Source organism: Acetobacterium wieringae (assembly GCF_023700225.1).
Taxonomy (GTDB): domain Bacteria; phylum Bacillota; class Clostridia; order Eubacteriales; family Eubacteriaceae; genus Acetobacterium; species Acetobacterium wieringae.
In genome coordinates this window covers 2,910,421-2,930,615 of sequence record NZ_CP097897.1, presented here as the reverse complement: position 1 = coordinate 2,930,615, position 20,195 = coordinate 2,910,421, and the positions used below count along the sequence as shown (strand labels likewise).

Here is a 20,195-nt window from a genome sequence, read left to right as displayed (position 1 = left end):
TCAGATTATATTAGGAAAAGAGGACTAAAAGGAATGAAAAAAAGAAGTATACTTGGCCTGATGCTGGTAGTCGTTCTGGTTGCCGGATTATTTGCCGGTTGCAGCAGCACTGCTAAAAAAACGGAAGACAATGCGAACAATGACGACAAGACCTTTGTGGTCGGCTTGGATGACTCTTTCCCACCAATGGGCTTTAGAGATGACAAAAACGAAATTGTTGGTTTTGATGTCGATCTGGCCAAAGAAGTTGGTAAGCGAATGGGTATGGAAGTGGTTCTGCAGCCGATCAACTGGGACACCAAGGAACTGGAACTGGATTCCGGTAATATCGATGTCATCTGGAATGGTTTAACCATTACCGACGAACGCAAGCAAGCCATGGATTTCACTGCGCCCTACCTGGAAAATGATCAGGTGATTGTGGTCAAAAAAGATTCTCCGATTAAAACCAAAGCCGATTTAGCCGGTAAAAATGTTGGGGTTCAAAAAGGTTCTTCAGCTTATGATGCCTTTACAGCTGACCCGATCAGCAAAGAGGCAGCAGCCTTAAATGAATACCCGGAAAATGTATCGGCCCTGAGCGATCTGGGCATTGGCCGAATCGATGCTGTTGTGGTAGACTCCATTGTCGCCCGCTACTACATTACCTCTGAAAATGCCGAGTTTGTCATCTTAAGCGAAAGCTTATCACCCGAACTGTACGGTGTCGGGATTAAAAAAGGCAACACCGAGCTACTGACTCAGGTTCAGGATGCTCTGGATGCGATGATTGCTGATGGCACCGCCGCCACCATTTCGACCAAATGGTTTGGTGAAGACATTATCTACAAAGCAAACTAACAGAAAACAATCAGTTTTTAGAAATCGGATCGTTTCGATCCGATTTTTTTATGACTGGTGATACCATAACTTTAATTCATTCCTCAGGAGAAAAAAATGTCAGATTTTTATATTTATTTATCAAATATCACCGTGCCGATGTTGCAGGGGATGGTGATTACGCTCAGTGTTTTTGCGGTCACCATTGTCTGTTCGCTACCGCTGGGTTTTATGTTTACCCTGATGGCCCGAAGTCGGATAGCGCCGGTTAAATCATTTGCCAAGGGTTATATTTATGTGGTCCGGGGGACACCGCTCTTGCTCCAGATCATGTTTGTTTATTTTGGCCTGCCGCTGCTGCCGGTGGTGGGAGACTACCTTGTGTTTGAACGCTTTACTGCGGCCTGCATCGCCTTTTGTATGAACTATGCGGCTTATTTCGCAGAAATCTTCCGGGGCGGTCTGCTGGCCATTGATAAGGGACAGTACGAAGCGGCTAAAGTGCTGGGGCTGACCAAAATAGAAACGATGACCCGGGTGGTGATCCCCCAGATGATTCGGGTCTGCTTGCCGGCGATCAGTAATGAAACCATCACGCTGGTCAAAGACACCGCCCTGGTCACGGTTATTGGGGTAGCGGAGATTCTTCACTATGCCAAAACCTCAGTCAATCGCGATGGTGACACCTTTGCTTTTCTGGTGGCAGGAGCCCTGTATCTGCTGATCAATTTTGTGATCACGATGGTGTTTAAAAAGCTTGAAAACAAATACGAGTTCTAGAGGAAAACGATGGAAATTATAAAAGTCAATCAACTCAATAAAAGTTTTGGGAACAATCACGTCTTAAAAGACATCTCGTTTACCGTCAATAAGGGCGATGTGATGGCCATCATCGGGTCATCCGGATCGGGTAAATCGACACTGTTGCGTTGCCTGATTGATCTCGAGAAGGCTGACAGCGGGGACATCATCATGGAGGGGAAGCCGCTGCTAAAAGATGGCGTCTACCCCAGTGCCCCGGAGATCCGCACCATTATCATGAAAATGGGGATGGTCTTTCAGCACTTTAATCTGTTTCCCCACCTCACCGTTCGCCAGAATCTGGAACTGGCGCCCAAGGTCGTCAAAAAAGAAGAAGTGGTTGCGATGAATACCCGTGCTGAAGCCTATCTTAATAAGGTCGGCCTATTGGATCGGATTGATGCCATGCCCTCGACCCTGTCCGGTGGAGAAAAACAACGGGTGGCCATTGCCCGGGCGTTGATGATGAACCCCGATATTCTGCTTTTTGATGAACCGACCTCGGCTCTGGATCCGGAACTGACTGGCGAAGTATTAAGCGTTATGCAAAGCCTGGCCAACGAGCACATGACGATGGTGGTGGTGACTCACGAAATGGGTTTTGCCCGGGAAGTCGCCAACAAGGTGGTCTTTATGGATTCGGGAACAATCCTTGAAGAGGGGACCCCGGAAGATATTTTTATCCATCCCAAAGAAAAACGCACCCAGGCATTTTTAAGCAGCATCCTGCGCGATCAGAAAAAGAAAGCCCCCAAAAATACCGGCTCAAAAAATATTGTTGAGCCAATTGTAAAAAGTCCGAAAAAAAGCCTTCCGTCAGTGAGCCGGAAGGCTTTTTGAATGCAAAAATAGATTTGACAAAAATAAAATTTTGTGATAGCATATAAAATTGCATTGGTATCTTTTAAAATAAGGTTAGAATGCATCCTTGTCGTCAATTTTAGCGGCATCAACGGAAGCATTTGCGACTCGGTCATGAATAACTGATCAAAGGGGAAACATGTCGGAGTCAGCGGATATGAAATTGATTACGGTCTAATCATAACACAAGGCGAGATGAAACACAACAGGCAAATTTGGGATACCTACAGGCTCGACGCGAGTCGTTTTGGGGTAATCCGTTGCTGAGTATTTTTGCGAGGGGTGATATTGGATGGTAATGTTGCATCCTGAAAAAGATGGTTTAAGAACACGCCAAAGCTTTTCTAAAATCAAAGAAGTTATTGAAATGCCGAACCTGATCGAGGTTCAGAAAGATTCATACAACTGGTTTATCGAAAAAGGACTCAAAGAGGTTTTTGACGATATTGATAAAATCGAAGACTACACGGGAAATCTGGTTTTAGAATTCGTGGATTATTCCATTGAGGGAAAACCGAAGTATTCAGTGGAGGAGTGTAAAGAAAGGGATCAAACCTACTTTATACCATTAAAAGTAACAGTTCGTTTAATTAATAAAGAAAAGAACGAAGTTAAAGAGCAAAAGGTTTATATGGCCGATTTGCATAAAATGACCGAAACCGGAACCTTCATTGTCAATGGAGCGGAACGGGTTATTGTCAGCCAGCTGGTCAGGTCACCAGGCGCCTATTTTTCCTTGAGCCGTGATAAACTGGGGAAAAAACTGTTTTCAGCCCAGGTCATTCCGAATCGTGGGGCCTGGTTGGAATACGAAACAGATTCCAATGACATCATGTACGTTAAAATCGACCGAACCCGTAAATTACCGATCACAGCACTGATTCGGGCTCTGGGATTGGGAACCAATCAGGAAATTCTTGATTTTTACGGCGATGACTATCGATTAATTGAAACGATCAAAAAAGATGAAAATAACAATATGAAATCAACCCGGGATGGTCTGATTGAAATCTATAAAAGACTGCGTCCCGGTGAGCCGCCAACTGTGGAAAGTGCCCAATCCCTGCTTAACTCCATGTTTTTTGATGATCGCCGCTATGACCTGGCCAAGGTCGGCCGTCACAAATACAATAAGAAATTAGCCCTGGCTACCCGAATTGCCGGTCAGCGAGCCGCCCAGGCCGTCGTTAATCCGGAAACCGGGGAAGTTTATGTCGAAGAAGGCGAAATTATCTCTAATGATATTGCCACCGATATCCAAAATTCCGGGATTAACGTGGTTGATGTCCGGGTGGATGATAAGGCGGTTCGGGTTATCGGTAACGGCTTTGTCGACATCAACGCCCAGGACTTACCCTTTGACATCAGTGATCTGGACATTAAAGAATATGTCTGTTATGAAGTGCTAAAAGAGATTTTAGAATCAGATATGACGGATGACGAAAAGAAAAAATCCCTTAAAAAGCGGATGGATGAGCTGGTTCCCAAGCATGTGCTGATCTCCGATCTCCATGCCTCGATCTCTTATATTATTGGTTTGGATTATGACATCGGCGCTATTGATGATATTGACCATTTGGGCAACCGTCGTTTGCGTTCGGTCGGCGAACTGCTGCAAAATCAGTTTAGAATCGGTTTGTCCCGAATGGAACGGGTGGTACGGGAGAGAATGTCAGTTCAGGATGATGAGATTTTAACCCCTCAGGGTTTAATCAACACCCGTCCGGTTAATGCCGCCTTAAAAGAATTTTTCGGTAGCTCCCAGTTGTCCCAGTTTATGGATCAAACCAACCCATTGGCCGAACTGACCCATAAGCGTCGTTTATCAGCATTGGGTCCTGGCGGGTTAAGCCGTGAGCGGGCCGGTTTTGAGGTTCGAGACGTCCACCATAGTCATTACGGTCGGATGTGTCCAATTGAAACTCCTGAAGGTCCCAACATTGGACTAATCGGTTCCCTTAGTACCTATGCCCGGGTCAATGAGTATGGTTTTATCGAAGCCCCCTATCGAAAGGTTTATGATGGCGTAGTTTCCGATGAAATTCATTATCTGGTCGCCGATGAAGAAGGCCGTTACACCATTGCCCAGGCCAATGAACCATTGGATGAAAACAATCGCTTTATCCGCAAACAGGTTACGGGTCGTGCTGGCAGCAAACGGGATTTCGTACTGATTCCCCCGGATCGGGTCGATTACATGGATATTTCGCCAAAACAGATTGTTTCGGTGGCGACATCGCTGATTCCCTTCCTTGAAAATGATGATGCCAACCGGGCTCTGATGGGTGCCAACATGCAACGTCAGGCGGTGCCACTGCTGATTCCCAAAGCACCAGTTATTGGTACCGGGATGGAACATAAGGCCGCCAAAGACTCGGGTGTTTGTGTGATTGCCAAACGAGCCGGTACCATCGAACGGGTAGAGGCCTCAGCCATTCACATCCGCACCGAAAACGGTGAACTGGATAAATATACCTTACTTAAATTTAAACGCTCCAATCAGGGCACCTGTATGAACCATAAACCTCTGGTCAACAAAGGTCAAGTTGTTCAGGCTGGCGAAATCATTGCCGATGGTCCGTCCACCGAAATGGGCGAACTGGCCCTGGGTCGAAACATTCTGATGGGCTTTATGACCTGGGAAGGTTACAACTACGAGGATGCCATCCTGATTAATGAAAAACTGTTAAAAGAAGATGTCTTTACCTCGATCCATATCGAAGAATTTGAAGCCGAAGCCCGGGAAACCAAACTGGGACCGGAAGAAATTACCCGGGATATTCCCAATGTCAGTGAAGATGCGCTGAAGAACCTCGATGAACGGGGAATTATCTTTGTCGGCGCGGAGGTTAAATCCGATGATATCCTGGTCGGGAAGGTCACACCTAAAGGTGAAACCGATCTGTCTGCCGAAGAAAAACTGCTGCGGGCTATCTTTGGTGAAAAAGCCCGGGAAATCCGGGATACCTCACTGAAAGTTCCCCATGGAGAATCCGGGATTGTTCTGGATGTTAAGGTCTTCTCAAGAGAAAATAAAGATGAAGATTTAAAACCGGGGGTTAATACCCTGGTGCGGGTTCTGATTGCCGTTAAACGAAAAATCTCAGTTGGGGATAAAATGGCGGGTCGCCATGGTAACAAAGGGGTTATTTCCCGAATTTTGCCGGAAGAAGATATGCCGTTTATGCCAGACGGAACCGCTCTGGAAATTGTGCTTAATCCGCTGGGGGTACCTTCGCGAATGAATATCGGTCAGGTATTGGAAGTCCATCTGGGACTGGCCATGCGATCAATCGGCTGGCATATTGCCACCCCGGTTTTTGACCCGGCCAATGAACAGGACATTATGGATCTGCTTACTCAGGCAGGCTTGCCGGAAGATGGTAAGATCCAGCTTTATGATGGCCGTAGCGGGGAACCCTTTGATAATAAGGTAACCGTCGGTTACATGTATATTCTTAAACTTCACCATTTGGTTGATGACAAGATGCATGCCCGTTCAACCGGACCCTACTCTTTAGTGACCCAGCAACCGTTGGGTGGTAAAGCTCAATTCGGGGGCCAGCGTTTTGGAGAAATGGAAGTTTGGGCGCTCGAAGCCTACGGCGCCGCCCATACCCTGCAGGAAATTTTAACGATTAAGTCCGATGATGTCGTCGGCCGGGTTAAAGCCTATGAAGCCATTGTCAAAGGCGAAAACATTCCCAAACCAGGGATTCCGGAATCCTTCAAAGTACTGATGAAAGAATTCCAGAGTTTGGGTCTGGATGTCAATATCCTAAATGACCAGGAAGTTGTCAAGATTCTGGATGACGAAATGGACGAGCGGGATCCGCTCGAAGAACTGGCTATCGAAATCGGCAGCACGGAACTTTCCGAAATTGGCGATGACGTAAAATTGGAAGACAGCTTCCAGATTAAGAGCATTGATGATGACGAAGACGACTTATATTAATAACAATAAATTTATAATAGAAGGGAGCGAAGCCATTTGTTAAACGAGGAATTCACCTTCAAATCCTTACAGATCGGATTGGCCTCACCTGAAAAAATCAGAGAGTGGTCACGTGGAGAAGTAAAAAAACCGGAAACCATTAATTATAGAACCCTGAAACCGGAAAAAGAGGGGTTGTTTTGTGAGAAAATTTTTGGACCGCAGAAAGACTGGGAGTGTAATTGTGGTAAGTACAAGCGTATTCGCCATAAGGGCATTGTCTGTGAAAACTGTGGGGTTGAAGTAACTAAGGCGAAGGTCAGACGTGAGCGGATGGGTCATATTGAATTGGCTTCTCCGGTATCACATATCTGGTATTTTAAAGGCATCCCCAGTCGAATGGGATTGATCCTGGAAATGTCGCCCCGAAATCTGGAAAAAATTATTTATTTTGCTGCCTATGTGGTCACTGATCCCGGTGAAAGTAATTTTGATTTCAAACAGATTTTAACCGAAGCGGAATACAAAGAAGCTAAAAGTCAATTCGGCAATAAGTTTACCGCCAGCATTGGTGCTGAAGCGATTCAGGAACTCTTGAAACTGGTAGATCTCGATCAGGAATCAGCGGTGCTCAAAGAAGAACTCAAAGGCAGCTCCGGTCAGAAAAAAATCCGGGTTGCCCGACGACTGGAAGCTGTTGAAGCGTTTCGGAATTCCAATAACCGTCCGGAATGGATGATTCTCGAAACCATTCCGGTTATTCCACCGGAACTGCGGCCAATGGTGCAGCTCGATGGGGGCCGTTTTGCCACTTCGGACTTAAATGATCTGTATCGTCGGGTGATTAACCGTAACAACCGACTGTTAAAGCTGCTGGAACTGGATGCGCCGGATATCATTGTTCAAAATGAAAAACGAATGCTTCAGGAAGCGGTTGATGCCCTGATTGACAATGGTCGTCGTGGTCGGGCCGTTACCGGACCGGGTAACCGTCCATTTAAATCCCTCAGTGATATGCTTAAAGGGAAACAGGGTCGATTCCGTCAGAACCTTTTGGGGAAACGGGTTGACTACTCCGGTCGTTCGGTTATTGTTGTCGGACCGGATCTGAAAATGTTCCAATGTGGTCTCCCTAAAGAAATGGCCATTGAACTCTTTAAACCCTTTGTCATGCGGGAGCTGGTGGGCCGAAATCTTTCCCAGAATATTAAAAGTGCCAAAAAAATGGTCGAAAAGCTCGATCCGATTGTCTGGGATGTGTTGGAAGATGTCATTCAGGAACATCCAGTACTGCTTAATCGGGCCCCGACCCTCCATCGTCTGGGGATTCAGGCCTTTGAACCGATTCTGGTTGAAGGAAAAGCGATCAAACTACATCCATTGGTTTGTACGGCCTACAATGCCGACTTTGATGGGGATCAGATGGCTGTCCATGTACCTTTATCGGTAGAAGCCCAGGCCGAAGCCCGCTTCCTGATGCTGGCATCCAATAATATTCTTAAGCCACAGGACGGAACCCCGGTTGTTGCACCAACCCAGGATATGATTCTGGGAACCTACTACATGACCATCTACAAACAGGATGGTAAGGGAACCGGCAGTATCTTTAGAGATCTGGACGAAATGGAAATGGCTTACTTCAATAAGGATGTCGATCTGCACTCCCTGGTTAAGGTACGAATTTCCAAAGAGATCGATGGCGAAATCATGACCCGTCTGGTCGAAGCGACGGTGGGACGATTCATTTTTAATACCATTATTCCCCAGGAATTGGGTTTTGTGAAACGGGAAACAATCGAAGATCAATTTAAACTGGAAATTGACCGCCAAGTAAATAAGAAAGTCTTGTCAGAAATCGTTGAGCGCTGCTACAAAACCTTCGGACCCACCAAAACATCCGAGGTGTTGGATGAAATTAAACGCTTAGGCTTTAAATTCTCGACCCGTGGTGCCATCACCGTTGGTGTCAGTGATATGGAAGTTCCGAAAAATAAAGAGGAAATCCTGTCCCGGGCCGATGATAAGATCACCGAAAATATGACGCTTTATCGTCAAGGTTTTATCAGCGATGAAGAACGTTACAACAACGTTGTTGAGATCTGGAACAGAGCCACCGATGAGGTTACCGATGCCCTGCTTGATCACCTCGAAGATCTGAACCCGATCAACATGATGGCCGACTCCGGAGCCCGAGGTAGTAAGAACCAGATTCGGCAGCTAGCCGGGATGCGTGGTTTAATGGCCAACCCAAGTGGTCGCATCATCGAACTGCCAATCCGCTCCAACTTCCGTGAAGGGTTAAATGTACTGGAATTCTTCTCCTCCACCCATGGGGCCCGAAAAGGTCTGGCCGATACCGCCCTTAGAACCGCCGATTCCGGTTACCTGACCAGACGTTTGGTTGATGTCAGCCAGGATGTCATTGTTCGAGAAGATGACTGCGGTACAACCCGGGGCTATGAAGTATCCACCATCAATGATCACGGCGAAATTATCGAAACCCTGCAGGAACGTTTAGTTGGCCGCTATGCCTTTGAAGATGTGGTTCACCCGCAAACCGGCGAAGTCCTGGCACCAGCTGGTGAGATTATTTCCACCGAAATGGCTCAGAACATTGACAAAGCTGGCATCGAAAAAGTATTAATTCGTGCAGCTTTTAATTGTCAATCCAAATATGGGGTATGTAAAAAATGTTACGGTGTTGATTTAACGACCTGGCGACCGGTAGAAATCGGTGAAGCGGTGGGGATTATCGCCGCCCAGTCAATTGGTGAACCGGGAACCCAGCTGACCATGCGTACCTTCCATACTGGTGGGGTTGCTTCAGCTGACGATATCACCCAGGGTCTCCCTCGTATCGAAGAGCTTTTTGAAGCCCGAAAACCAAAAGGTCAGGCCATTATTTCAGAAATTGATGGTCGCGTTGAAATTCAGGATAACCAGAAAAAAACCGAAGCGGTGGTTACCGGCGCAGACGGTGAAATGAAGGTCTACCTGATTCCTTACGGCTCGCGACTGCGGGTTCACACTGGCGATCAATTAACTGCCGGAGATGAAATCACCGAAGGTTCCATCAATCCCAGTGACATTTTAAGAATTCAGGGGATTGACCATGTTCAGCAATACCTGCTACAGGAAGTTCAGAAAGTTTACCGAATGCAAGGGGTACACATTGGTGACAAGCATCTGGAAGTCATCATTCGCCAGATGCTTCGGAAAGTGAAGATTGAAAACCCTGGTGATACGAATCTTTTGGCTGGCAGCTTAGTCGATATCTTCAGTTTTGAAGAAGAAAATAAAGCCGCCCGGGAAGAAGGGGGCGAAGAAGCCACTGCCAGCCGGGAACTGTTGGGGATTACCAAAGCCTCACTGGCAACCGATTCCTTCTTGTCAGCCGCATCCTTCCAGGAAACCACTCGGGTATTAACCGACGCCGCCATTAAAGGCAAGGTTGACCCGCTGATCGGTCTGAAAGAAAATGTTATCATTGGTCAATTGGTGCCAGCAGGTACTGGTGTTAAGATGTATGGTGATGTTGATCTGGTTTATGAACGGGAAGAAGACGACGTCTACGAAGACATGCTTGAAGAAGACAGCAGCACGGAATCCCTGGATATTGTTTTTGATGATGATATCCTGAACGCTTATGTTGAAGAAGAGCAGGAAGAAACCGAAGACGCCATTATTACCGATCTCGACATCTTCGATCTGGATTTCTTAACAAAAGAATAATTCTTGACATTTGAGGCTCAAACAGGTATAGTTATTAGGTGTGTTTAGCGAAACACGCAGACAGCAAGAAGGAGGAACCGATGAATCAATTTGTTGATGTTTCAAAAGTGATTGGAATGAAACAAACTCTCAAGGCTGTAAAAGAAGGAAAAGCACTTAAAGTTATTTTGGCAGAAGATACCGATGAAAGTATCAAAAAAAGCATCGTCGAATGCTGCAACAGCCATCAGATTGCGGTGGAACGGGTTGAAACCAAGGTGGGACTCGGAAAAGCTGGCGGGATTGATCGGGCTGCAGCCGTCATTGCGATTATCAAATAATACCAGCCAGGGTTGTCTTAATGATAACCCTGGTTCTAAAGCAGTCATTAATAATCGTTTCGATTATTGATATATTATTATTAAAAGGAGGTGCAGGACTAAATGCCTACCATTAATCAGCTTGTAAAAAAAGGAAGAAAAAGTCTGGATGAAAAAACCAAAACTCCAGCTTTGAAAGCAAACCCTCAAAAAAGAGGCGTATGTACAGCAGTTAGAACATCCACACCAAAGAAACCAAACTCGGCGCTTCGAAAAATCGCCAGAGTTCGTCTCGTTAACGGAATGGAAGTAACCGCTTATATCCCAGGTATTGGACACAATCTGCAGGAACATAGTATTGTTCTGGTAAAAGGCGGACGTGTTAAGGATTTACCAGGGGTTCGTTACAAAATTATCCGTGGTGCGCTTGATACCGCTGGTGTTGACGCTCGTAGACAAGCTCGATCCAAATACGGGGCTAAGAAGCCTAAAAAGTAGTAGTGCATAGTGCTGCATATTCAAGCGCTCGTTATTTAAATTGATCGAGACCAAATATATGTTAGAGACGCTATACGCACAACAACGAAACGTTGGATGTCGAGTACCGATGAACATAAAAATGTTAAGGAGGGAAGTAAAGTGCCTAGAAAAGGACCTGTTCCAAAAAGAGAAGTTTTACCTGATCCAATCTATGGAAGTATTGTTGTAACCAAATTAATCAACAACATCATGTTAGATGGGAAAAAAGGTGTTGCCCAAAAAATCGTTTACGATGCATTTGAAAAAGTTACTGAAAAAACTGGCAAAGATGCGCTGGAAGCATTCCAGGAAGCCCTTGCCAATATCACACCTGTTTTAGAAGTAAAAGCTCGCCGTGTTGGTGGTGCAACCTATCAAGTGCCAATGGAAATCCGTGCTGAGCGTAAGCAGGCTTTGGGGCTTCGTTGGTTAGTTAATTACTCCAGAAAAAGATCTGAAAAAACCATGAAGGATCGTTTAGCTGGTGAAATTATGGATGCACTCAATAATAGTGGTGCAGCTGTTAAGAAAAAAGATGATACCCACGCTATGGCTGAAGCGAATAAAGCTTTTGCACATTACCGTTGGTAATTTGTTTAGATTTAGAAATAAGAGAGGAAAGCATCTGTGTCAAGAGAGTATAGTTTAGCAAAAACAAGAAATATAGGTATTATGGCACATATTGATGCAGGAAAAACCACTACCACAGAAAGAATCCTGTTCTATTCCGGAAAAATCCATAAAATTGGAGAAACCCATGATGGGGTTTCCCAAATGGACTGGATGGAACAGGAACAAGAAAGAGGTATTACCATTACCTCGGCAGCAACCACGTGTTTTTGGAAAGACAACCGGATCAATATCATTGATACACCAGGACACGTTGATTTTACCGTAGAAGTTGAACGATCATTGCGCGTTCTCGACGGATCGGTCGCTGTTTTTTGTGCAAAGGGTGGCGTTGAACCGCAATCAGAGACAGTATGGCGTCAAGCAGATAAATATCATGTTCCCCGAATGGCTTACATCAACAAGATGGACATTACCGGAGCTGATTTTTATAACGTACTGAAAATGATGGAAGACCGTTTAAACGCAAATCCTGTTCCAATTCAATTACCTATTGGCAAAGAAAGTGATTTTGTAGGGATCATTGACCTTCTGAATATGAAGGCGATGATTTATCAAGATGACTTAGGTGAAAAAATCGATATCGTCGATATTCCTGAAGATATGACAGAACTGGCTGAAGAATATCGTGAAAAACTGATTGAATCTATCGCTGATCACGATGAAGCTATCATGGAAAAATTCCTGGAAGGCGAAGACATCGGTATTGATGAGTTAAAAACAGCCATTCGAAAAGCAACATTGAATGTTGATATTATTCCGGTTGTTTGTGGCTCTTCCTATAAAAACAAAGGTGTTCAGCTGGTACTGGATGCAGTTGTGGATTATATGCCATCTCCATTGGATGTACCGGCGATTACCGGGATCAATCCAGATACTGAAGAAGAAGACAGCCGTAAAGCAAGTGATGACGAGCCATTCTCAGCACTGGCATTTAAGATCATGACTGACCCCTTTGTTGGAAAACTGGCATTCTTCCGGGTCTATTCCGGAACGATTGACTCCGGTTCCTATGTTTTCAACTCGTCAAAACGAAAAAGAGAACGTCTGGGCCGAATTCTGCAAATGCACGCCAATCATCGTGAAGAGATTACCACGGTTTATACCGGGGATATCGCTGCGGCAGTTGGTTTGAAAGACACCTCAACTGGGGATACCCTGTGTTCTGACAAAGCACCCATTATTCTGGAGTCGATGGAATTCCCGGAACCGGTAATCCATGTTGCGATTGAACCAAAAACAAAAGCTGGCCAGGAAAAAATGAGTACCGCTTTAGCCAAATTGGCAGAAGAAGATCCAACTTTCAGAACTCATACTGACGAAGAAACCGGTCAAACCATCATCTCTGGAATGGGTGAGCTTCACCTTGACATCATCATTGACCGAATGCTGCGAGAGTTTAAAGTTGAAGCTAATGTTGGGGCACCACAGGTTGCTTACAAAGAATCCATTACCAAAGCTGTTGACGCTGAAGGTAAATTTGCGCGTCAATCCGGTGGACGTGGTCAATACGGTCATTGTCTCATCCGCATGGAGCCTGTTGAACCAGGTACTGGATACATCTTCGAAAACAAAACCGTTGGGGGATCAATTCCTAAAGAATTCATCAACCCAATTAATCAGGGGATTGAAGAAGCCATGCGTAATGGTGTGTTAGCTGGATATCCGGTACTTGATCTTAAGGTTACCGTTTATGATGGTTCTTACCATGACGTGGATTCATCCGAAATGGCCTTTAAAGTGGCTGGATCGATGGCATTCAAAAACGGGATGCGAAAAGCCGATCCGGTTATCTTAGAACCAGTTTTCAAACTGGAAGTTGTTATTCCGGAAGAATACATGGGTGACGTTATGGGGGATATTAACTCCCGACGTGGTCGTGTTGAAGGAATGGAAATGCGTGGCGGTGCCCAGATTATTAAGGGGATGGTGCCATTGGCTGAAATGTTCGGCTATGCAACCACCCTTCGAAGCAAGACCCAGGGACGTGGCGTTTACACCATGCAGTTCTCACACTATGAAGCTGTGCCGAAGTCAATTTCTGAGCAGATCATAGAAGGTCGTAAACAATAATAAATCAATAAAATAAATTTTAAGGAGAAGAACAAATGGCAAAGTCAAAATTTGAAAGAAATAAGCCCCACGTAAATGTTGGAACAATTGGTCACGTTGACCACGGTAAAACCACATTAACAGCGGCCATCACATCTGTATTAAACAAGCGATTTGGAACCGGTGAAGCCGTAGCATTCGAAAACATCGATAAAGCCCCAGAAGAAAGAGAGCGTGGAATCACCATTTCTACAGCTCACGTTGAATATGAAACAGCTAACCGTCATTACGCACACGTTGACTGCCCGGGCCATGCCGATTATGTTAAAAACATGATCACTGGTGCTGCCCAAATGGATGGTGCCATCCTGGTTGTTAGTGCTGCCGATGGTCCAATGCCACAGACGCGTGAACATATCCTGTTAAGCCGTCAGGTAGGTGTACCATACATCGTTGTTTTCTTAAACAAAGTGGATATGGTCGATGACGAAGAATTACTGGAATTAGTTGAAATGGAAGTTCGTGAACTGCTTGACGAATACGAATTCCCAGGCGATGATACCCCAATCATTCCCGGATCTGCTTTAAAAGCGTTAGAAGATCCAGACGGAGAATGGGGCGACAAAATTGTTGAACTGATGACAGCTGTTGACAACTGGATCCCCGATCCAGAACGTGATACCGACAAACCATTCCTGATGCCAGTAGAAGATGTTTTCTCAATCACTGGTCGAGGAACTGTTGCAACCGGACGTATCGAACGTGGGGTTGTTAAAGTTGGTGAAGAAGTTGAAATCGTCGGTATTCACGACAGCCGTAAAACAGTAGTAACCGGAATCGAAATGTTCCGTAAATTACTGGACGAAGGTCGTTCAGGCGACAACGTAGGGGCGTTACTGCGTGGTGTTGACCGTACTCAGATCGAACGTGGTCAGGTACTGGCTAAACCAGGTTCAATCAAACCACATACCCACTACATGTCAGAAGTCTATGTCTTAACCAAAGAAGAAGGTGGACGTCATACGCCATTCTTCGACGGCTACCGTCCACAGTTCTACTTCAGAACAACTGACGTAACGGGTGTCATCAAATTACCAGAAGGCGTTGAAATGGTAATGCCTGGCGATAACGTTCAAATGGAAATCACCCTGATCACTCCAATTGCGATCGAAGAAGGTTTACGTTTTGCGATTCGTGAAGGTGGCCGTACTGTTGGTTCTGGTGTTGTTGCCAAAATGTTGGAAGACTAATAGCTTAAAACAGAGCAAATGCAGATTTTGAGACGAATGTCCTTGTATGGATAGGATTCTTGAAAAAGCTGTAATAAAAACCTTAAACATATAATAATACCAAAAATATTTTAGCGGTGCTGTTTGATCAGTTCGATAGCGTCAGGTAAATACGAATATTTTTGGTCAATCTTGCCGCCTCTCTTGAGAGGCGGCTTTTTATTTGCCAAAGGGGGGATAAAAAACTCCGTTCGATCTTCAGCGGCATTTGTGATACAATAGAGTCATAAATAGTGTTGGGGGAAAGTTAATGAAAAAGTATATCAGTGTAACCATTTGTGATAAAGTGGAGTCAGTCGGAAATGACTATAACAAGGGCTTTAGAAAATGTAAAACAGAAGAATTAGCCCAGGAGATTGAGGATCTCTGTAATCAATACGATGAGAAAGGCTATGAGCTGGCATCAATCGTACCCATTGTTCAAGGACAGCACATCGTTTTTTCCAGCGATGGTAGCTGGGCCAACAGCGTCACCGAAGGGGTGATTATTACCTTTAAAGCAAAATAAAAAAAAGGTCTATTCAGAAATTTTCTGAATAGACCTTTTTTAAATCAGTAATTTAATTTCGGAAAAATCATTTTCCCGGAAAAACAGAAGCGCTTCATAAGAAACACGGTAGATCGATTTTTGGGGAATTCCAAGACAGCGAGCTGTATTGGTGATAATTAGAATCGAAAAATCTTCCACTGGCATTTTTATGCGGGTCTCACAAAAAGCCCGGGTAAGCTCACGTCTGGCGCCAAAATCGGCAATCAACAGGGCATCAAATTCAATTGGACGGATCCGCAAATTATAGTCGCTGACAAAATTATGATAGATTTCACCCATTTTTCCATGAAGAAATGGATAGAGGGAATCATTTTGAGAGATCTCATAATAAAAATGGTTAACGCGCGGATCACTCAGTAAATAATGATACCAAACCATGGTTAAGTAGAAGTGTTTTTCAAATGCGTTAATGGGTTTATATCCGATCAGTTTCTGATTGAGCAGTTCATGGATCGAATCCAGATAATCATCAAATATTTTAGCGATAAAGGTATCTTTGGTCGCAAAATGATAGGTCATCGAACCTAAAGTAGTATCAGAATGATCAGCGATTTGTTGAATGGTGGTGGCATTATAGCCCTGATTATAAAATAGTTCTTTGGCACTCGTGTAGATGCGTTCTTTTGTCATCTCGCCCTTGGTCATTTTTCGCATTGGTATTCTCCTTATAAGCAATGTGGCATAGCAATTTTAGCATTAAGTGAGAAAATTAACAAGGAAAAACCGTAAAAGTATGAAATAAAAAAATAATATAATGCAAATTACTAAAAAAACAGTAAAACGATAATTATTTAATAAAAAATACTTGACAAATCTGATGTAAAGGGTTACTATTTAGTAAGTCTTAGTAATATTACTGAAAAGATCAAAAAAGGCGAGGGTAATACTCCGGAAATTTTACTCTGGTCGATCATTTAAAAATTTTGAGGAGGCTCTTTTATGGAAAAAAAACCCTTGAGTTCAGGGCTTAAGAGATTCTTCGGTGTTGGGGATCTTGGATTTACTCTGATGTCGAATGTCGAAGTGTTTTATTTTGCATATTTTTTAACAAATATTGCAAAATTTGATTTGGGTACAACTGCAATAATTATGACCTTAACAAGTACAGTGGATATGGTGTTATCACCGTTCTATGGTGGATTTATTGATGCTCTTAAACCAATGAAATGGGGAAAATACCGATCATATTTACTGGTAATCCCACCAATGGTCGTCGTTCTCTACACATTGATGTTTACGGTTATTGGCACTGGAATCGTACCAATGGTTATCATCTGTGTCGCATTCATTACTTCACACGTGGCTTGGAACTTTTCTTACGTTGCAAATATAGCACTTATTCCAACAATTTCAACGACACCTGATGATCGAACACAATTATCGGCAACACGAGGCGCTTATGCAAATGTTGGGAAAATTATTTTCTCAGCAATGGGCTTAGCCACTATTTTATGGGTTGGCGAATTAGTTAAAAACCCAGTACTTGGGTTCACGATTTCGGCATTTGCCATGGCATGTGTTTACTGGTTAGGCTATTTCATCCACTTCAAACTGACAAGTGGATATGAAGCAACAATTGAAGATGGAACAGCAAATACAAACACTGCAAAAAAAGAAAAAATTTCCATTGGCGATATGGCTCGATCATTGGTTCAGAACCCACATTTGTTAGTATTACTGTTAGCAGATGTCGCCCGTTGGATAGTTAACTTTGTTTGTGCCGGTTCAGCAGTTTACTTCTTTACCTATGTAGCAAACGATGTTGCAATGTTTAGCGTCTACTTGCTGGTTGCTAATATTATGGCGGTAATTGGCTCCTATTTAAGTAAATATGTTGCCGCAAAAGTATCAACACGAACAGCCGCATTGATTGGCTGTTACGGTTTAGGTGTATTCTTAATTGTTACTCAATTCGTTGTTGGTAACATCACCATGGTTCTGGTAGTCCTTTCCTGTGCACAGTTCTTCTTAGGATTCCTGTACGCATTGATGGTGGCACTATATGGTGATGCATCAATCTACAGTGAATGGAAAACAGGAAAAGCAGCATCAAGCTGGGTCATGGGATTATCGAATTTACCACTGAAACTGGCGATCTTTTTCAAAGGTTTAATCATTCCAGCCATGCTGGCTTCAGTCGGTTTCGTTGCCAAAATGGATCCAGCAACTGCCACACCTGAATTAAAAGCTGGTATTACAACCTTATTCTGTACCATTCCTGGTTGCACAGTTCTGGCTGGCGCGGTTCTGTTAACCTTTGGATACCGTTTAACCAAAGATAAAGTGACTCAATATCAGGCTGAAATCAACGCCAGAAAACAAATCGCAGAATAATAGACGTTAAAATGATGACAGTAAAATAATTACAGAAAAATAAGAAGCCATATTCAAATCAATTGATTGGCTTCTTATTTGTTTCATAGAGCGAATAGCGATATGTTGGGGGACAACAGAATAGCTAGCGTTTAAAAATACGACAGAGGTGGATTATGAATAAAAAACAGATAATCGGATTGATCATAAGCATTGCCGTGCTGATCGCCGTTTTTTTTCTACCCATACCAATGGGTTTGACAGATAAGGGACTGATTACCATCGGGCTGTTGCTGTTCTTTTTAATCATGCTGATTACTGAAGCACTGCCGGTTGGGGTTATTTGTTTTCTGTGTCTGGCGCTATTGCCAACCCTGGGAGTTACAAAGAATCTGACTGCTGGATTAAGCGGCTTTACCAACACGATCTTATTTTTTGTATTGGCATCATTCGGTCTGGCGGAGGCGGTGACCTCGACGCCGATTGTTCAACGGATCTTGCATGCCCTGCTTAAAAAATTTGGCAGAGACGTTAGGACCTGCGTCCTGGCAATTATGGTGGCTGGAGCCCTGGTATCCTCCATCGTGACAGACGTACCATCGGTGGTGGTGTTTATGGGTATCGGCGCCAGTTTTCTCAAACTCTTTGTTAATGAAAATGATCGTGCCCAGACTGCAAAATCACTGATGATGGGGATTCCAATTGCCGTGATGCTGGGGGGACTGATGACTCCAGCCGGTAGCGGCATTAACATCTTGACAATTGGATTGTTGCAAAGCCAGGCGGGAATTCAGATAACATTTCTTCAGTGGATGGCCTGTGGTATTCCGATTGTAATCGTGATGGTGCCCTTGACCTGGTTCATCTTGACGAAAATATTTCCTCCGGCAGAGATTGATAAAATGGAGATTGCGAGCTACCTGGAGGAGATCGAGGTTAAAGAAAAAGTGGATAGTCGGGAATTGAAAGTCATTGTGATTGGTTTGATCATGATTTTCTTCTGGCTGCTCAGCTCGTTCTATCCGTTTATTGAAGTAACTGTGGTAGCCCTGTTTGGCTGTGTCTCTTTCTTTTTGCCGGGAATTCGCGTCCTCACTTGGGATCGCTATATGAAAGCGGTCAGCTGGATTTCATTTATTCTGATCGGAACAGTTTTATGTATTGCCAATACCATCGTTGCAAACGGTGTCAGCGAATGGTTTGTCAACTATGTATTACCATCGTCTTTATCATTCTCACTAATGGGTGGGGTTTTCTTTGTCTCAGTCATGTGCTTTGTGATCATGCTAATTGTTCCTGTGGCTCCAGCTTTAATTGGGGTGTTGACGCCAGTTATTATCAGTTTGGCAGCCACCACCGGAATCAATCCAGCTTTACTGATCATTGCGCTTGGCTTATGTGCCGGTAACTGTTATTTATTCCCCATTGACACCATACCACTCATTACCTATACTGCTGGCTATTACAAAATGACGGATATGCCTAAGGCCGCAATCTGGCTTCAAATTGCTTTTGTTTGTCTGGCTACATTATGGTTGCCAATCGCCGGAAAACTGGTAGGATTGGCATAAAAAAGTTTTTTTGTAATAAATAGGGACATTTCAAGCACAAAAAAAGAGAAACCGTGTGGTTTCTCTTTTTTTATAGCGTTATTAAATTAAGGGGCTAATTAATTGTTTGTCGCTTATGCAACCATTTCTTTAGCTTTAACAGCGGCGCTACCAGCATCAGGAGCAAATCCATCGGCACCAATTTCAGCTGCATATTCAGGAGTTACAGGTGCACCACCAACGATGACTTTTACGTCCAATCCGCTGGCTTTAATGGTTTGTACGGCTTCTTTCAGAGCTGGCATAGTGGTTGTTAACAGACCGGAGCAGGCTACCAGGGTAACATTTTCGTTTTCTTTGATGGCTTCAACAAAACGTTCAGCAGGAACATCCACACCCAGGTCAACCATGGTAAAGCCGGCACTTTCGATCATCATTGAAACCAGGTTTTTACCGATATCATGTAAGTCGCCAGCAACGGTTCCAATAATACAGGTTCCTAATGAGTTTGAAGTATCACCAGCTAACAGCGGACGTAACACATCAACACCTTTGGCCATGGCTTTAGCAGCGATTAGCATTTCTGGAACAAAGATCTCTCCAGATGAGAATTTTTCCCCGACAACACCCATCGAGTCAACCATGGCTTGCAGGATATCAGCTGCAGAGCTACCTTCATCTAATGCTTCCTGAACCAGTCCAGGAACCAGTTTCGTTTTACCAATTTCTACTTTTTCTTTAACTTCTTGAATTTTTGACATTTCTTTCTCCTATTCAGTAATTATAATAAATATTAGTGTCTGTCAGCTGATTGTGTGATCAGCTGACAGAATTTGTTTGACAGTT

The 20,195-nt window shown here is 44.1% G+C and carries 15 protein-coding genes; 13 read left to right on the top strand and 2 right to left on the bottom strand.

What is annotated here, in order from left to right:
• Positions 1 to 33 precede the first annotated feature (33 nt).
• The 11 genes from CHL1_RS14355 (at position 34) to CHL1_RS14305 (ending at position 15,444) form a co-directional block, all read left to right on the top strand.
• A complete protein-coding gene (locus tag CHL1_RS14355) occupies positions 34 to 840 on the top strand; it encodes an amino acid ABC transporter substrate-binding protein (protein WP_070372662.1) in 807 nt (268 codons plus the stop codon).
• 96 nt (positions 841 to 936) lie between these two features.
• Positions 937 to 1,599: an amino acid ABC transporter permease gene (locus CHL1_RS14350; RefSeq protein ID WP_070372663.1), complete on the top strand. Its 663-nt coding sequence runs from the start codon at positions 937 to 939 to the stop codon at positions 1,597 to 1,599.
• Positions 1,600 to 1,608: 9 nt separating this feature from the next.
• On the top strand, positions 1,609 to 2,460 hold the full coding sequence (locus tag CHL1_RS14345; RefSeq protein ID WP_276520384.1) for an amino acid ABC transporter ATP-binding protein: 852 nt from the start codon (positions 1,609 to 1,611) through the stop codon (positions 2,458 to 2,460).
• A gap of 319 nt (positions 2,461 to 2,779) precedes the next feature.
• Positions 2,780 to 6,436 carry a DNA-directed RNA polymerase subunit beta gene (gene rpoB / locus CHL1_RS14340; RefSeq protein WP_250936295.1) on the top strand — a complete coding sequence of 1,219 codons (3,657 nt, stop codon included), beginning with the start codon at positions 2,780 to 2,782 and terminating at the stop codon, positions 6,434 to 6,436.
• A gap of 36 nt (positions 6,437 to 6,472) precedes the next feature.
• Positions 6,473 to 10,147, top strand: coding sequence for a DNA-directed RNA polymerase subunit beta' (gene rpoC / locus CHL1_RS14335; protein ID WP_250933580.1), 3,675 nt, complete (start codon positions 6,473 to 6,475; stop codon positions 10,145 to 10,147).
• Positions 10,148 to 10,227: 80 nt separating this feature from the next.
• Positions 10,228 to 10,467, top strand: a complete 240-nt coding sequence (locus CHL1_RS14330; protein ID WP_250933578.1) for a L7Ae/L30e/S12e/Gadd45 family ribosomal protein — start codon at positions 10,228 to 10,230, stop codon at positions 10,465 to 10,467.
• Positions 10,468 to 10,569: 102 nt separating this feature from the next.
• Complete coding sequence (gene rpsL, locus CHL1_RS14325) at positions 10,570 to 10,944, top strand: 30S ribosomal protein S12 (RefSeq protein ID WP_070372667.1); 375 nt, start codon at positions 10,570 to 10,572, stop codon at positions 10,942 to 10,944.
• Positions 10,945 to 11,085: 141 nt separating this feature from the next.
• Positions 11,086 to 11,556, top strand: a complete 471-nt coding sequence (rpsG, locus tag CHL1_RS14320) for a 30S ribosomal protein S7 (RefSeq protein WP_070372668.1) — start codon at positions 11,086 to 11,088, stop codon at positions 11,554 to 11,556.
• Between the two features lie 36 nt (positions 11,557 to 11,592).
• A complete protein-coding gene (fusA, locus tag CHL1_RS14315) occupies positions 11,593 to 13,668 on the top strand; it encodes an elongation factor G (protein WP_070372669.1) in 2,076 nt (691 codons plus the stop codon).
• Positions 13,669 to 13,703: 35 nt separating this feature from the next.
• Positions 13,704 to 14,897 carry an elongation factor Tu gene (tuf, locus tag CHL1_RS14310; RefSeq protein ID WP_070372670.1) on the top strand — a complete coding sequence of 398 codons (1,194 nt, stop codon included), beginning with the start codon at positions 13,704 to 13,706 and terminating at the stop codon, positions 14,895 to 14,897.
• Between the two features lie 289 nt (positions 14,898 to 15,186).
• Positions 15,187 to 15,444 carry a hypothetical protein gene (locus CHL1_RS14305; protein ID WP_070372671.1) on the top strand — a complete coding sequence of 86 codons (258 nt, stop codon included), beginning with the start codon at positions 15,187 to 15,189 and terminating at the stop codon, positions 15,442 to 15,444.
• Positions 15,445 to 15,483: 39 nt separating this feature from the next.
• Here CHL1_RS14305 and CHL1_RS14300 read toward each other — a convergent pair whose 3' ends face one another.
• Positions 15,484 to 16,140 (bottom strand): TetR/AcrR family transcriptional regulator, encoded by a 657-nt coding sequence (locus CHL1_RS14300; RefSeq protein ID WP_070372672.1) that lies wholly within the window; start codon positions 16,138 to 16,140, stop codon positions 15,484 to 15,486.
• Positions 16,141 to 16,425: 285 nt separating this feature from the next.
• Here CHL1_RS14300 and CHL1_RS14295 point away from each other — a divergent pair, with 285 nt between their 5' ends.
• Together CHL1_RS14295 and CHL1_RS14290 are read left to right on the top strand one after the other, a co-directional pair.
• Complete coding sequence (locus CHL1_RS14295) at positions 16,426 to 17,820, top strand: MFS transporter (RefSeq protein WP_070372673.1); 1,395 nt, start codon at positions 16,426 to 16,428, stop codon at positions 17,818 to 17,820.
• A gap of 155 nt (positions 17,821 to 17,975) precedes the next feature.
• On the top strand, positions 17,976 to 19,370 hold the full coding sequence (locus CHL1_RS14290) for an SLC13 family permease (protein WP_250933576.1): 1,395 nt from the start codon (positions 17,976 to 17,978) through the stop codon (positions 19,368 to 19,370).
• Between the two features lie 113 nt (positions 19,371 to 19,483).
• Here CHL1_RS14290 and CHL1_RS14285 read toward each other — a convergent pair whose 3' ends face one another.
• On the bottom strand, positions 19,484 to 20,110 hold the full coding sequence (locus CHL1_RS14285) for a corrinoid protein (protein ID WP_070372675.1): 627 nt from the start codon (positions 20,108 to 20,110) through the stop codon (positions 19,484 to 19,486).
• Positions 20,111 to 20,195 lie beyond the last annotated feature (85 nt).